Annotated in this window: 14 protein-coding genes; 2 read left to right on the forward strand and 12 right to left on the reverse strand. The window is 36.4% G+C overall.

What is annotated here, in order from left to right:
* Positions 1-4: 4 nt before the first annotated feature.
* The 9 genes from LACDD01_RS09460 to LACDD01_RS09500 all read right to left on the reverse strand — a co-directional run bounded on the left by LACDD01_RS09460 (position 5) and on the right by LACDD01_RS09500 (position 10,474).
* Entirely contained in the window at positions 5-625 is a 621-nt protein-coding gene (locus LACDD01_RS09460; RefSeq protein WP_061414746.1) for a GNAT family N-acetyltransferase, read from the reverse strand.
* Complete coding sequence (locus tag LACDD01_RS09465; protein ID WP_061414749.1) at positions 615-1,070, reverse strand: MarR family winged helix-turn-helix transcriptional regulator; 456 nt, start codon at positions 1,068-1,070, stop codon at positions 615-617. Before LACDD01_RS09465 ends, LACDD01_RS09460 begins: the two co-directional genes overlap by 11 nt.
* Positions 1,071-1,196: 126 nt before the next feature.
* A complete protein-coding gene (locus LACDD01_RS09470; protein WP_061414752.1) occupies positions 1,197-2,177 on the reverse strand; it encodes an NADPH:quinone reductase in 981 nt (326 codons plus the stop codon).
* Between the two features lie 173 nt (positions 2,178-2,350).
* Positions 2,351-4,369, reverse strand: a complete 2,019-nt coding sequence (locus LACDD01_RS09475; RefSeq protein WP_019294340.1) for a KUP/HAK/KT family potassium transporter — start codon at positions 4,367-4,369, stop codon at positions 2,351-2,353.
* Positions 4,370-4,612: 243 nt separating this feature from the next.
* Entirely contained in the window at positions 4,613-5,695 is a 1,083-nt protein-coding gene (gene wecB, locus LACDD01_RS09480) for a non-hydrolyzing UDP-N-acetylglucosamine 2-epimerase (protein ID WP_061414755.1), read from the reverse strand.
* A 23-nt stretch (positions 5,696-5,718) separates the two neighbouring features.
* Positions 5,719-6,858, reverse strand: coding sequence for a GGDEF domain-containing protein (locus LACDD01_RS09485; protein WP_061414758.1), 1,140 nt, complete (start codon positions 6,856-6,858; stop codon positions 5,719-5,721).
* A 15-nt stretch (positions 6,859-6,873) separates the two neighbouring features.
* Positions 6,874-7,554, reverse strand: a complete 681-nt coding sequence (locus LACDD01_RS09490; protein WP_017370988.1) for an EAL domain-containing protein — start codon at positions 7,552-7,554, stop codon at positions 6,874-6,876.
* Positions 7,555-7,618: 64 nt separating this feature from the next.
* Positions 7,619-8,305 carry an EAL domain-containing protein gene (locus tag LACDD01_RS09495; protein WP_029346261.1) on the reverse strand — a complete coding sequence of 229 codons (687 nt, stop codon included), beginning with the start codon at positions 8,303-8,305 and terminating at the stop codon, positions 7,619-7,621.
* A 36-nt stretch (positions 8,306-8,341) separates the two neighbouring features.
* Complete coding sequence (locus LACDD01_RS09500) at positions 8,342-10,474, reverse strand: glycosyltransferase family 2 protein (protein WP_061414761.1); 2,133 nt, start codon at positions 10,472-10,474, stop codon at positions 8,342-8,344.
* A 315-nt stretch (positions 10,475-10,789) separates the two neighbouring features.
* Between LACDD01_RS09500 and LACDD01_RS09505 the strand changes: the two genes are divergently transcribed.
* On the forward strand, positions 10,790-12,136 hold the full coding sequence (locus LACDD01_RS09505; protein WP_061414764.1) for a hypothetical protein: 1,347 nt from the start codon (positions 10,790-10,792) through the stop codon (positions 12,134-12,136).
* 47 nt (positions 12,137-12,183) lie between these two features.
* Here the strand turns inward: LACDD01_RS09505 and LACDD01_RS09510 are convergent, their stop codons facing one another.
* Genes LACDD01_RS09510 through LACDD01_RS09520 form a run of 3 tightly spaced genes read right to left on the reverse strand, consistent with a single transcriptional unit; the run spans position 12,184 to position 14,539 of the window.
* Entirely contained in the window at positions 12,184-12,864 is a 681-nt protein-coding gene (locus LACDD01_RS09510) for an ABC transporter ATP-binding protein (protein ID WP_003134240.1), read from the reverse strand.
* 2 nt (positions 12,865-12,866) lie between these two features.
* Positions 12,867-13,940 carry an ABC transporter permease gene (locus LACDD01_RS09515; RefSeq protein WP_061414767.1) on the reverse strand — a complete coding sequence of 358 codons (1,074 nt, stop codon included), beginning with the start codon at positions 13,938-13,940 and terminating at the stop codon, positions 12,867-12,869.
* A 35-nt stretch (positions 13,941-13,975) separates the two neighbouring features.
* Positions 13,976-14,539, reverse strand: a complete 564-nt coding sequence (locus LACDD01_RS09520) for a TetR/AcrR family transcriptional regulator (RefSeq protein WP_003134238.1) — start codon at positions 14,537-14,539, stop codon at positions 13,976-13,978.
* Between the two features lie 223 nt (positions 14,540-14,762).
* Between LACDD01_RS09520 and LACDD01_RS09525 the strand changes: the two genes are divergently transcribed.
* Complete coding sequence (locus tag LACDD01_RS09525) at positions 14,763-14,966, forward strand: CsbD family protein (RefSeq protein ID WP_003134237.1); 204 nt, start codon at positions 14,763-14,765, stop codon at positions 14,964-14,966.
* Positions 14,967-14,970 lie beyond the last annotated feature (4 nt).

Raw genomic sequence — 14,970 nt, forward strand, 5'->3', positions numbered from 1 at the left:
TTGTTTATTGCTGCGCTAACTTTTTACTAAAAAGCATTGCAGTTAAATCAATTCGATTTTGACCAAAATCAAGTTGAATATCTCGAGCTCCGGCCATATGAAAACCCTTGTATTCATAGAATTGATAAGTACAGCCCGTGTCTGTGAAAAGGAATATTTCTTTTCCAGCTTCTCGCGCCGTAAGCTCATTGATTAAAGCGGTACCTACACCTTTGATTTTTTTCTCGGGATCAGCAGCCAAATACAAAATTTCGCCCTCAGGTGATGCTTCACTTTTATACGACCGTAATAATTCTTTATTCGTAGCTTCATAAGTGTCTAAGCCTTTGTTTTTAGAAAAGGTCCGCAAAAAGTTAAAAGTCTTCATGTAAGCTTTTTGGCCAAACGTTTGTTTCAGTTTAGGTTCTCCATATATCTCTGCGAGCAATAAGCCCACCATTTCACCATCAACATAGGCAGCAATAGCTTGCGTAGCTTTTGACAGCTCAAAATATAGAAAATTTTTGGCATACATATTGATGATGGTTTTATTATTACTGTACCTATCAAAACTCATCCCTTTAACAGCAAACTGGATTGCTTTTTGATAATCCTTTGGATCAAATGCTCTTATTTCAATTTTCATCTTTTTTATCCTCCATAACTCTCTGTGCTTTTTCGAGCAAGCTTTCGGTAAAAGTTTTCGTTTGCTCCAAAAATACTTGTGTGTTCTTCAAGCCGAATTCTTCTATAACTTGTGTTTCAAAGATATCTGTTTGCTCCTGAATCTCCTCAAAAACTTTTCTTCCATTTGCAGTGAAAACAACAAATTTTTCCTTTTCATTTTTGCCTTTAGTAAGCTCCAGAATATCTTGTTTTTGCAACTTCGAAAGTATACTATGTACTGTTGATTTCGGTAAAAATAAGATCTCACTGATTTCTTTTTGGGTGACCGTATCACTTTCATCGATAATATAGAGTGTCATCAGTCCATTAAAAGTCAGATTATACTCCTGCGCCACAAGCGCGTAAGCCATATCAAGTTTACCAAGCGCTGTGCTAAATTGTGTCATTATTTCCCGATGTTTCATTTACTTGCTCCTTTTTAGTGCGAAGTCGTACCATTTCATTATAGTACGATTTCGCACTAAAGTCAAGATTTTTCTAAAATAAAAAGGCATATTAAAATATGCTTTTTTATTTTGCTTATGTTCCTATTATTCCGCTGTCGTATCAAGAATGATTTTTCCCATACTTCCTTTATTTTCCATGATATAATCTTGTGCTCGCGCAGCTTGTTCGAGCGGGAATACTTTATCAATGATAGGCTTCACACCTTCACTTAAACCTTGCAGTAATAATTGCGTATTTTCCTCCACCTCTTCTGGCGTGATATTTGCCAACATCAATCCCGTGATATGAGCGCCTTTCATCATCAAGACACGAGGATTAATTGTTACTTCACCTCGGTTACCAATAATCACAATGCGCCCATTGTTGCCAATAACACCTAGGTCTTTCTCCAAATTCACATTTGCAAGCATTTCAACAATTACATCAAGACCATGGTTCTTCGTCACATCTTGTATCTCCTTGATATATCCTTCAGCATGATGGTTAAAGACATAGTCTGCACCAAGCTTTTTCAATATCTCAAGGCCCTTTTCAGACCCTGCTGTTGCAATAACCTTGGCACCATACAGCTTGGCAAATTGAAGGACAAGTGTCCCCACTCCTCCAGTTGCACCATGTATAAGTATATATTCTCCAGACTTAAGGCCCGCTTTTTGATTAAGGGCATAAAGGGCGGTTAAGCCGCTCGATCCTAGTGCTGCACCTTGACTATAAGTCATAATTTCTGGGAGTAAGGTCGCTTCGGTGGCCTTGCATGTTATTGCTTGCGCATATGTTCCAAACTGAGCATCACTCTCTACAGTCACAAAGACACGATCACCTACCTTAAAGTTTTTCACTTGTGCACCTACAGCTTTGACAATCCCAGCTCCATCTTTTCCTGGGATGTAAGGGAGCGAAGGCAGTTGCGCATATGTTCCTTGGCGCACATAGGTTTCAACTGGGTTGACCGCTGCAGCTTTGAGGCTGACATAAATCTCGTCATCTTTCATAACCGGGTCTTTAAGCTCTTTATACTTAAGAACGTTACTGTTACCAAATTCAGATACTTCTATTGCCTTCATATTTTCCTCCTTATGAATTACAGGTTTCTATAGCACTCATTATATAGCAAGATTTACTATTTGTATAGTAGGTACTCCGAGGTGCCTTAGATACTTTGTAGTAACTCTTCAACAAGTGGCATGACAAAAAAACAACTGGAAAAATCCAGTTGTTCTGGTTAATTGTATCTATACTAATAGCTTATGTCTTCTTCACCTTCGTCTTCTAGTTTTGGACGTTCTTTGATGCTCAAATTATACACATCTGATAATATTAATGGCACCCGCTCTAGTGACACTTCCGAAAATTGTAAGCCAAACCAGCGATCTGGTGTTGCTGTATAGCGCTTGATTCGGGCTTTTGCTTTCAAGACGAATCGATCAAAAGCTGGAAGTTTTTGTGCATTTGTCACCCGTTCCTCGATAACTACAAATCTGAAGTCACCGACATCCCTACCAGGCATTGTGGTGTATTTTTGCTCTTGTTTAGGCAATCGTCCTGATTTTATTAAATCTTTAACAATCGTCCGAAGATAACGGGGCACTTCTTGTTTCATGCGAAACCCTAGATACAAATGAACTTTAACGATATAATCTGTTCCCATCATATCAACTTCATATTCGGAAGTCCATGGTTCATCAGTAACTTTCACATTAACAAACCAGTAAACTTCCGCCTTTTTAGGACGTTTATCAAGTATTGAATATAGGATAGAACGGTCAATAAAATCACCTTCCATTTTATTACTCAAATAAACGAGATTGGTTTGATAGAGATCCATCTCCTTGTCTTCTTTGAGTTCTTTCAATTGTCCTTTGAAATCATTGAGATCCAGTGACTTAATATGTTTGTTCACACTTTTACTTGATTGGAACCAAACAAACATCACAAATATAATCATGGCCGCCATAATCACTACAACATAACCTCCATGAACAAACTTGGCTGCTGAGGCAATAAAGAAAATCAATTCAATACTAGCAAAGAATGCAGCTATCAGGTAAGCCAAAGGTTTCTTTAAGCCTCGGTAAACGAGATAATATGCCAGAAGTACTGTTGTCATAAGCATAGTGACAGTAATGGCTAGACCATAAGCTGCCTCCATGTGTTCCGCGCTTCTAAAATAAAGTACAATCGCACTTGTCGAAAGCCATAAAATCAAGTTGACTGCTGGAATATAAAGCTGACCTAAAGTTTTCCCTGGATAGTAAATCCGCATCATCGGTAAAAGCTTCAAGCGGATGGCTTCTGAAACTAAGGTAAATGATCCCGAAATCAGAGATTGTGAAGCGATAATAGAAGCTAAAGTCGCTAAAACAACGGCATAGATCATCATGTCTGTAGGGATTACGGCGAAGAAGGGGTTCATACCTCCCAAATCGCCACCTTTATGCGCCAAAAGCCAAGCCCCTTGTCCACAGTAAGATAAAACAATTGCAAGTTTTACAAAAGGCCAGCTGACATAGATATTGCCTCTGCCCACATGTCCAAGGTCAGAATAAAGGGCTTCTGCTCCGGTAGTCGCCAAGAATACCGAACCTAAAATAAAGAGCCCTGCCTTATTTTCTGGACTTAACAAGAGATGGACAGCATAGTAAGGATTGATTGCTTTAAAAATTTCAAGATTCGCAAAGGAATTTAAAAGACCTGTGATAGCTAAAAAGCTAAACCAGATAAGCATTATCGGTCCAAAAAGTTTTCCGACTAGGCCGGTTCCAAAACGTTGAATAAGGAAGAGTATAGCCAGAATGATAAGCGTTGTAACAATAACCCATGACTGGTTGGCGTAGATTTCTCCTAAACCAGGAACTCCTTTTAGTCCCTCGACAGCAGAGGTAACTGTAACTGCTGGAGTCAAAGCCCCATCTGCAAGTAAGGTGGCCCCTCCTATCATTGCTGGGATAATCAGCCATTTAGCCATCCGTCGAACTAAGGTGAAGAGGGAGAATATCCCACCTTCTTGATGATTATCGGCCTTGAGGGCAATCAGCACATACTTAACGGTTGTAATCAAGGTCAGTGTCCAGATAACTAAGGAAACCGCACCAAGGATAAAGTCCGTTGAAATATTTTGCAAGCCTCCTTGTCCAGTAACAATAGACTGCATGGTATACAAAGGGCTTGTCCCAATGTCACCATAAACTACTCCAAGCGCGATTATAAAGCCCGCTGAAGTAGCTTTGTTAAACGATTTTTCATTCGCATAACTCATACAAAAACCTCTTTCATTTTTATAAAAGGTAGAAGTACATACTTCTCCAGAAACTTTACGAGAGGATAAAATAATATTGTCTCAGTTTCTTAGAATCATTATATCAGTTTCCCTCAAAAACGCGAGGAAAAAACTTTTATATATCTGATTTTTTTATAGTACAAATAGTGAGGATGATTTCTCGCAATAAAATACTCTGACCTTATAAGAAGTCAGAGTATTTTATTACGATTTTCATGGTGTTCAGTGTTTAAAATGCTGATCAATAGCATCAAGTATTTTTTCACTGGCATGTCCATCACCATAAGGGTTTTTAGAGTGGCTCATTTTATTATAGGCTTCTTCGTTATCAAGAAGTTCCCGTATGGCTTGATAAACATCGGTTTCATCTGTACCGACTAATTTTAAGGCGCCTGCTTCTACGCCTTCTGGTCTTTCTGTTGTATCACGTAACACAAGGACAGGCACACCAAAAGAAGGTGCTTCTTCTTGCACACCACCTGAGTCCGTCAGGATAAGATAGCTTTCGTTTTCCATACGATGAAAATCAATCACATTTAATGGTTCAATCAATCGCACATTCGGCAAGTCGCCAAGAATGCGATAAGCAATTTCTCTTACTTTTGGATTTTTATGAAGTGGATAAACTACCTCAAAGTCGACATATTCTTCGGAAATCGTTTTGATGGCACGGAAAACATTTTCCATCGGTTCACCCAGATTCTCACGGCGGTGCATCGTCACCAGAATCTGGCGACGATCCTTTTGAAGATGTGCTGGTACAGTATATCGTAAAGCATCAATAGCAGTATTGCCTGTCACATAGATATTCTCATCCGGATGATTTTCTTTTAATAAATTTTGTCTGCTTTCTTCAGTTGGTGCAAAGTAAATATCGGAGAGCACATCTGTGACTTGACGGTTCATTTCTTCTGGGAAAGGTGAATATTTGTCCCAAGTTCTCAATCCTGCTTCTACGTGTCCCAAAGTTACTTTATGATAGAAAGCAGCAATAGAGGCTGCAAAAGTTGTCGAGGTGTCTCCATGAACAAGCATGATATCTGGTGCTTCTTCTACCAGCACTTGATCAATGGCGTCAATAACACGTGTGGTAATTTGACTAAGGCTTTGATTTTTTCCCATGATATCTAAATCGTAATCAGGTTGAATGTTAAAAATATCGAGAACTTGATCCAGCATTTCTCTGTGTTGCGCTGTGACCACCGTTACAGCTTCAAAACGTTCATCTTTCTCGATAGCTTTGACTAAGGGTGCCATTTTAATTGCTTCTGGTCGTGTACCAAAAACGAGCATTATTTTTTTCATGTCTACTCCATTTCTACTCTTCTTTACATATAGAAGACTTGATTTTTCCCATTTGCTTTTGCAACATATAAGTTTTTATCAACTTTATCAATAATGTCCTTCAGACTTTTTTCATCTCTTATTTCTGAAACACCTACAGATATAGAAACATTTAATAAGGTATCATTATAGATAAAATCCTTTTCCGAGATATTTTTTTGGATATCATCCATTATTGCTTTGACCTTATCCCCAGACTGGTTTCTAAAGAGCACAAAGAACTCATCACCACCATATCGAAACAGTTGACCATTATTATGCTCTTGAAGTAAAGTATCTTTAATGCCATAACTTATCTCCCGCAGCACATAATCTCCTGCCAAATGTCCATAGGAATCATTGATACATTTAAATGAATCCACATCAAACAAAGCAATCGAAAAAAGTGGAACATTCTTACTGTCTAAAATTTCCTTCAAGACTTCTTCAAACTTTTTACGATTATAAGTATCGGTTAAAGCATCTATATAAGCATCTTTCTTTAAATCCGAGTACATCAAGGCAATAATACTGATTAAATGTATCGCGATCTTCGCGATAACTAGCACAGCTAATACCTTTCCTAAAATACCAAGCACATAGCTCATTGGAATGTCAAATTGCGAAAAAGCTACTAATATTGCTGCAAGGGTAATAAATATACTAAGGAAAAAGTAGGAAATGTAATATTTCGAAATCAATTCCTTATAATTACATAGCACATAAATCACAAGCCAAAATATAGTCAATCCGGAAAGCACTAAGAGAGAGGATTGGATATCAAAACCGTAAACATGCAAATAAAGTCCATAATATATAATAAACTGTGGCAACACCTCGTATTCAATATTTTTGGTAGGGGGTGCAACTAAATAAACGACCGAAATCGCAATAAAGACTAAAGAAATATCACTAATAATATAACCATAGGGCGAACCCTGGTCAATGTCGTTAAACAGAAATTTAAGTAAAATTATAAATAAAGCAAAATTGCTCGAATATAAGATATAAGCAGTGACTTTATTTCGATCCAACTGATAATACTGAATCATATACTTAGCAATAAACATCATACCTAGAACGGTAGGCATAAAAAAAATTTTATCAATAAAGTTACTGCCTAATATGTCATCAATATGAATCATCTTTTTTCTCCTTTATTAGAAGCTATGCGGTCTATCATAGTAATAAGTTTGTTGGAGCCATTCTTTTGGAAAACTTGCGAGAAGCTCTTCCACCTCAACTCCTTCAATTACAATCTCCTTCTTAAGAAATTTAATCGTATCAACAATTGAAAATATAAAATCCTTTAACTTAGTAGGTGATAAATAACTGTTAAAATCTAAGGCTGAAATCTTTACACGATCAATATAATCATCTAGGATGAATAGCGTTTTATAATGATTTATCCCCGATAAAAAATCGTCTAGAGCAATCGCATATCCCAAATTCTTAAGCGTTTGAATGGCTTCAATCGGCAAGAAGTCTTCTTCATTTTGACAGTTTACGGGCAAGCGCTCTGTGAGTTCTAATCTTAACCTGTTCCTATATTTAAATGTCCTCAAAAATTCTACCGTTTCTTCAAAATAAAGTTCTTGATAATCCAGATTCAGGGAATAAATATAATCATCCTTACTGAGCTGTTCTTCCAAGAGGACTTCCAGCCTTTGAAGGTATAAATTATGGAGCTGATGGTCAGAAACAATCTCATCAAACATCTCCGACGGGAAATAACAAACATCAGCATGTTTATATCTCAATAACAGTTCGTATTCTTCTTTGTCATTTTGAGTAAAATCACAAATTTTTTGTCTATAAAAAATTAATTCGTCAAATTTCAAGCCTACTTTTCTCCTCAAATATACTGAAAAGCTCTTTCCTTCTGTTCAGGGGTAAAAAGTTTTCTCAGTCAATCACTGCTTGAGGTGGGCCATAGAGATAACCCTGCCTCAAATTGATGTCTAATAAATCAACAAGTTTTTCATCTTCATCCGTTTCAACACCGGACACAACTAACTCAAGTTGATATTTATTGGCCAGTTTCTTCCAAAACTTAATGGTTAAATCAATCCATTTTTCTTTATCATTAAAATGTCGCATATCTAACTTCAATACATCAATTAAAGGAAGCAAGCGATGAATGTTGCGGGCAAAATAGAATTCGGCTCCAAGATTATTGATAGAAAAATTAATACCATAGGCTTTGCACTTTGTAATTCTACGACTGACACGTCTTAGACTCTTCTTCTTTTTCACAATCTCATTATGAGATATTTCAATAATAAGGTCAAATGGTTGGAGTGACTCAGCAATCGTTTTGATATTCTTTTTAAACTTGCGACTCAGAAATTGTTCAAGCGTAAGTTTAATGACAACTTTAAAATGTTCGGGATTCGCAACTTTGATGCTTTCTTTTACATTATCTTTGAGTATGAAAAAAGGTAAGTCATCGATATTTTGTGGAAGGACCCATTCTTGCTTATCATTTTGTTCACGAAGCACGCACTCCACTCCTTTTATACTATGCGCATGATCATATATTTTATTATAAAAATAAACAAAATTATTCTCTTGTAAGATATATTTTTTCAAGTTGCATCCTTTCTTTTTACAATTTTTTATGAAAAATTAAGCTTGACGTTTCGTTTTATCCCATGTATTTTGCGATCTGAAATATCTGAGTGTCGCTTGCGGATAGATTTGACTGAGAACAATCAAAAACTTGGTCAAATAGTAAGCATCGCTTAAAACATGGCCCCATCTGAATTTTTCCTGAGAGTTTTTATTATACAGGACTGCCCAGACAACATTGATAAGGAAAATGTAGAGTACCATCAAGGCAAAGATTATAACAAAGCTTTTCACTGCATCGTTTAAACCAAAAAGCAGCAATGTGCCAAATAAAACAACGCCTGTGTAAATAACGACTACATATTCTATAGCCATCAACCAAGGTTTTATCAGGGTAAAACACAGCTCTAATTTTTGTTTGAACTCTAAATTTTCTGATTTGATAATAGGGAATATGTACTTAAAGGTTTGGATATTGCCTTGTGCCCACCGCACGCGCTGTTTAACTAAGGACATCGTATCATCATAGATTCCTGTTTGTTTGATTTTAATATCATCATATTGGACATTACGTACATTATATATATCAGATAAAAAGAGACGTAAAGAAAGGTCAAAATCCTCTACTAGCGATGTTGTCCATGGTGCTTCATGCAAAGAATACAGAGTGCTAAGTTTACAAAACTGTCCGTTTCCACCAAAGGCTACGGTATTTGTTTTACTACGCAAAGATTGAGTCGCATTAATAATCTCACCAAATTCCAAATCTTGTGATGTGTCTCTGTTACGGTTGATTACTTGTACTTTTGATTGTAAACCAGTCAATTCAAAATCCGAGTTAAAGACCAAATTTACCTTGTCAAAGTAATCTGTTGCCACACTTGAGTCTGCATCAATAATAGTGATAAGTGTTTCCTCAAAAATATAACCTTTATCAATATAGGAATCCGTTATTTTTTTATAAGCCCAATTGAGTGCTTCACCTTTTCCTTGCTGCGCTTGAGGCTGAAATCTTTGGAGAAGATGGAATCTCTTATTACCTTGGAATTCTTGAACTTCTTGCACCGTATTATCAATGCTGGCATCATCAATCACATAAATATCAAGATTTTCATAATTGGTATTTAACAAGCTTTTCACAGTGTTTTTGATGACTAACTCTTCGTTCATACAAGGAATTAATACAATGATCCGATAATTCGTTTCAATCTCAACATGACTGAGATCACTCGTATAGCTTTTTGTACTGTAAGCATACCAGAGCAAGATTGTTTCTATCGTATAATAAATAAAAGTGAGAATTGAGAAAAATACTGCAAAAAATGTCAATTTACTCATCATAATTTCAAAAATCTCTTTCAAATAGCTCATGCCCCAGAATTTATTTTCGAAAAGAAAAACAAGTGGCAAGATAGAAACCAAGTAAAGCAGTATTTTATTGTATGGCTTAAAGTAATTGGAAAGACCAGTATAGATGCTTTCGATAATCAATGAGATTGCCATAACGATTTGGACAAGCAATAAAAAGCGGGCTACTAGCTGTGCATTGACGTCAGCCTGTAGTACATAGAAAAGAATACCTCCAAAAATGCTGAGAAGCACTACCGTAAAGCCCCAAGCAAAATTTCCAATACTTTTTCTTAATTTATTAAATAAAATTACGCCTGAAAGACCAAGCAATAAAAGTTGAACACCCAAGGTCAGTACAACTAAAAAGATACGAACATTGCTGTATATTTCAGTTGGAATTTGATTTACCGTAAAAAAACCAAAGATAAGTGCAAGGATAAGATAAAATCCTGAAAGTCCAAAGGTCCATCTTTTCAAAGTAGCCAACTCCATTGTCCACTTCTTTTCTAGAAAAATTCTTATGAGACCTGTATATGCAATCACCGCTAAAACATTGAAGAGCGGTGTTGGACTTAAGCCGTGCCCAATCACAACGCCCATTTCAAGGACAAAAATTAGAAAGAGCATTAAAAACAAAAGTGCTGTTTTCCACGTACTCTTTCTACCACTTTGTGTTGAAATGATATAAACCATGATCAGGATTGGAGCTACGAGCAATAGAACTGAACTTAAATTTTCATAAAGTGTGCGTTGACTTAATGACAAGAGCACATCAAAGGTTAAAGTTAAGCCTAATAAGCCATAAATCACCCTCGATACATTTAATTCAATCTTTTTCACTACTAAACTCCCTACTATTTACTTCTGTATTTTGGCGGGATTTAGAGTATATATCTTTTTAGAAAAACATACTGTTCTCTTTCATATGTCTCATAAATCCCTCCTTATTGCATCTATTATAACTTAAACGAGTTGATTGTTCAATTTAATCATTTTTTAAGGTTTAAGAATATCTCACTCATTTTTTTAATATAGACTGCTTCCTTCTTTGATTTTTCTCTTGTTCACACAACTCCCTGTTATCGTTATAAGCAACGTGATATAATAATTCAGATAATTCATTTTGTTTCTTAGCAAAAATTTAGAGGTAGAAAAATGAGAATTAAAATACGTGAAATAGCTTATGATTGGGGAAAGTCAATGTTAGTGGTCCTTTCCAATACCGTTATCATGGTGCCCTTCTTGCTTTTTCTTAGTTTAAATGATGGAATAACTGAACGTTCTGTTTTACCCTTCGCTTTATACTATACTTGTCGTATCCTTGGCGTCTTTCTGGTCCGTGCCATTAAAAATACTATTTCTAGTTTAGAGCTTCTTATTCTATCCTTGTATACAGGCCTTGCAGGTTCTGTGTTTGCTTTTATTGGCCCCTTGAATTCTTGGTTATATCTGCCTGCAGGCGTTCTTATTGGTTTAAGCGCCTCATGGCTTCCTACTGCGACAGTCACACTTAATCACTTTCAGCCAAATACGGAAAAGAAAACTTCCTATCCTCTTCTTCTCTTAGCTTTGATTGCTTTATTTGCAGGATTGACCCTTTCAGGGACTTTGGGACTTTCCTTATCATTTGGCTTATACATTTTGTTTTATGCAATTGCTCTTGGATATGCCTATGAAGCCGTAGGTAAACAGGTTCTCACTAACAAAATGAAACCCGAAGCCGCTCTATATCTCTCTAAAAAAGACCTATTTATTTTTACGGGGCTCTGCCTTCTATTAATCCTCTTACGTACGGGAAGACTTCTAAGTTCTGCCTTGGCTATTGGGGTTTCATTGCTAGGCTTTAGTTTTTTCTTTGTTTTTCTTATTTACAAAACGAGAAAAGAATACCGGAATTATCAAATACCACTTTCCCTAAATATCTTAACTTTTCTTAACGGTGCAATTGGTAATTTTCTTTTTCTGTTCGGTTCTCTCTATGTCATCAATATCTTTGGTAAAGGTTCAGAAAATCTTTTATTGTACCTGCCTTATGCTTTAGGAATGGTCATCGCATTAGCAACTTATAAGAAAATCACTCACTTGGTTCCACACATGGATAATTTCATTTTACTGGGATTAGTGCTTGGGTTATTGATGACGTTAGTACCTTCTGCTCTGAGTTTTAGTTTTTTCTTATTAAGCTATGGACATTTTCTCCTAAACAAATGGCTCAATAACCAGTATTTCATGGCACTTCATATTCCCGAAGACCACCGTATTCTTCTAAAAAACACAACTCAAAAAAAAGGTTCCTTGATTCATCAATTCTTTCTCATTATTTTCCTCTTGTTTCTTACTGAGAAGCAAAATAATTCAAAAACATTTTTCCTACAATTAATTAATCCACAATCATCACATCTAAGTGCTGCGCATATTTTTTACGGTTTAGCTCTTCTTTCGATTGGCGGTTTTCTTATTCTCATCGTCTCTTACTTCTATTTAAAACGTCGTAAAATATAAACCGTAAAAAATGAGGGAAAACTCCCTCATTTTTTATTTATCCTCCCTCAAGGATTGTCTACCTTAAAGAGGTTGCCGTCTTCAATACGATATACGCTGTCACTATTTTTGATCATCCGCGAATCATGGGTGACCATAATAGTGGCTTTATTTTTTTCATGTGCTTCTTTTCTTAAAATATCCACAACCTGATAAGCCCTTTCTGTATCTAAGCTGGCTGTCGGTTCGTCAGCTAAAATCAAGCTTGGATCATTATAGAGTGCACGTGTGATTGCAACACGTTGACGTTCCCCACCAGAGAGTTCCCCAGGATATTTATCTTGTAGCTCTAAAATATCTAAAGAGTCGAGCATTTCATCTATTTTGCCTCGATTAATGTTCTTTTTATTTATCTTATCCACAAGTTTCAACTGTTCTTTGACAGTCAAATAAGGTATGAGATTCGAAGCTTGTAAGATAAAACCTACTTCTTTAAATCTTACTTTTGAGCGTTCTTTTTCTGAGAGTTTATTAAAATCAATCGTATTGATTTTTGTTGTCCCTGTTGTTGATGACTGAAGCCCTCCAGCAATTGTTAGAAAAGTACTTTTACCAGAGCCTGAAGGACCAATAATTGAGATAAACTCCCCAGCTTGTACCCGTAGATCAATGCCTTTCAAGGCTTGAACTTCTGTTCGCCCCTTACCAAAGCTCTTTGTGACTTTATCCATATGTAGAATATCTTTCATTATTAACCTCCAATCGCTTGAGTAGGATCAATTTTTCTAATCGTATACAGTGAAAATACAGAACCCAGTATTGATACGACAATCAATATGAGCCCATAAATTGTCCATATAGAAAAATCAATTGCAAACGGCATAGCTTGCGGTAGCACGAAGCTTGTGAGATAGCTCCCACCAAAAGCTGCAACTACACCGACCAATGCTAGCCAGAAACTTTGCCATAAGATCGACTTCATGATAAGGAAGTTTGAAATCCCTTGCGCCTTCATAATCCCAAAGATTGGAACTTTTTGAAGCGTAATAACATACATAAAGACAGCAATAATGAGCAGCACAATCAAGAACAAGAAATAAATCATTGCGCTCAGTGTTGTTTTCTGTGCAGAATAACCTGGGATATTGTTGATAAGTTCAGAAGTTGTGATGACTTTCAATTTATCTGAACTTGAACCTTTCAAGGTTACTTGACCCGATTTTACAATGACACCATTAACAGAAGCATCTGCGGCTGCTGCGTTCATGTTTTTAATTGCGGAAAGCGTAGCAAATGAACTGTAGACGACAGGTGTTGCTGAGTAATAGGTCGGTTTGGCGATACCAACGATTTTTAACTCTGTATCGTTATTCCCTACCTTTATCTTGTCTCCCACTTTATAGCCCTTGTCAGCAAGATTTTCTGGGATGACGATTTCTTTCTTGTCTTCTGAAAAATCAACGCCATCCTTGACTTGTGGTAGAATATCGGAACCTATTGGGAGCGCCATAACCGTAATATTCTCTCTTTTATCCTCTCCCTGATTAATAGAAGTTGAAAAAACTGAAACGGGAGACAACTCTTTTCCATCAATATTATCTAACTCTGCTTTTGAAATCTGCGAAGCAGACAGAATGTTATTCGAGCTGTCTGACAGAACAATCTTTTCTGCATTCCAGTCCACTACTGCTTGTTTAAACTGGCTGGCAAGGCCAGTTGATAGGCCTGACAATATGAAAACAACATAAGAAACCAAAAATATGATTGTTGCAATCAAAGTATACCTTGTCTTGTAATAAAATATTTCTTTAAGTGATAAAAACATAATACAACTCCTTGAAGAACTCCTCGTTCTCTTCTTTATTGATGATTTTGACTGCCTGAGAGGCCATTCATAATCACTGCGACTTCACTGTCATAGTGCGCAACAAATTCTTGATCACTCCACTCTTCTGCAAATAGTCTGTAAACAAGATCGTGCACAACTGCTTTAAACACAGAAATCATTGGCGAAACAGGCTCTTTACTTACAAATGTTTGAGGATTATACTTTTTCCAAGCTAATGTCAATTCGTGATTCCAATCTAAAAAGCGATATTTGTAGATGGCGTAATTTTCATTATGTACGAGTTCCTTTAGTAGCAAATGCTTGTATTCATCTAAGGCTTTTTCAAGCGGATATTTTTTAATCGCATCTAAGAAAAGCTGGTGAAGCTCACTTGTCTCTTGAGACAGAACATAGATATAACAATCTGTTAAATCTTCAAAATATTGATAAAAACTCCCCCGCGGGATTTCTAAACTTTGCACAATATTTCTCACCGTGGCTTGATGGAAGGGTTTATCCGCAAACTCGGTCTTACAAGCCGCATAGATGCGTTGTTTTTTTTCTTCTGGAAGTTTTAGATAAGTAGCTTTAGGCATTTTTTCCTCCCTTGACTCTATAAATGACACAGTGTCACTTTAGGATAAATTTTAGCAGTTTAATCTCACAGAGTCAAATATAGTGCATTAGGTTTTCTATAAAAACTGTCATACATCAGAAAATCCTATAAATCAGGTGCTTAAAAATTTACGAGTTGAATACCTTGCAAAAGGAGACAATAACCAGTAGAATAAAAGTATAAACAACAAGGAGGTATTTTTTATGGTCGACAGAGGTACAACAGACAAACTCAAAGGTAACGCTAAAGAAGTTGTTGGTGATGTTACAGGTGACAACAAGAAAAAAGCTGAAGGCGTCCTTGATAAAACAATCGGTAAGGTGAAGGAAGTTGCTGCAGACATTAAAGATGCATCAGAAGATGCAGTTGATAATGTCAAAGAAAAACTTGATCACCACAAAAAATAAAATA

The sequence above is a fragment of the Lactococcus sp. DD01 genome (assembly GCF_001578715.1).
In the GTDB taxonomy this organism is placed as follows: Bacteria; Bacillota; Bacilli; order Lactobacillales; family Streptococcaceae; genus Lactococcus; species Lactococcus petauri.

Bases quoted from the DNA above. Each gene is read 5' to 3' on its own strand.
- LACDD01_RS09460 (WP_061414746.1), bottom strand. From the start codon at position 625: ATGAAAATTGAAATAAGAGCATTTGATCCAAAGGATTATCAAAAAGCA.
- LACDD01_RS09465 (WP_061414749.1), bottom strand. From the start codon at position 1,070: ATGAAACATCGGGAAATAATGACACAATTTAGCACAGCGCTTGGTAAA.
- LACDD01_RS09470 (WP_061414752.1), bottom strand. From the start codon at position 2,177: ATGAAGGCAATAGAAGTATCTGAATTTGGTAACAGTAACGTTCTTAAG.
- LACDD01_RS09475 (WP_019294340.1), bottom strand. From the start codon at position 4,369: ATGAGTTATGCGAATGAAAAATCGTTTAACAAAGCTACTTCAGCGGGC.
- wecB (WP_061414755.1), bottom strand. From the start codon at position 5,695: ATGAAAAAAATAATGCTCGTTTTTGGTACACGACCAGAAGCAATTAAA.
- LACDD01_RS09485 (WP_061414758.1), bottom strand. From the start codon at position 6,858: ATGATTCATATTGATGACATATTAGGCAGTAACTTTATTGATAAAATT.
- LACDD01_RS09505 (WP_061414764.1), top strand. From the start codon at position 10,790: ATGAGAATTAAAATACGTGAAATAGCTTATGATTGGGGAAAGTCAATG.
- LACDD01_RS09510 (WP_003134240.1), bottom strand. From the start codon at position 12,864: ATGAAAGATATTCTACATATGGATAAAGTCACAAAGAGCTTTGGTAAG.
- LACDD01_RS09515 (WP_061414767.1), bottom strand. From the start codon at position 13,940: ATGTTTTTATCACTTAAAGAAATATTTTATTACAAGACAAGGTATACT.
- LACDD01_RS09520 (WP_003134238.1), bottom strand. From the start codon at position 14,539: ATGCCTAAAGCTACTTATCTAAAACTTCCAGAAGAAAAAAAACAACGC.
- LACDD01_RS09525 (WP_003134237.1), top strand. From the start codon at position 14,763: ATGGTCGACAGAGGTACAACAGACAAACTCAAAGGTAACGCTAAAGAA.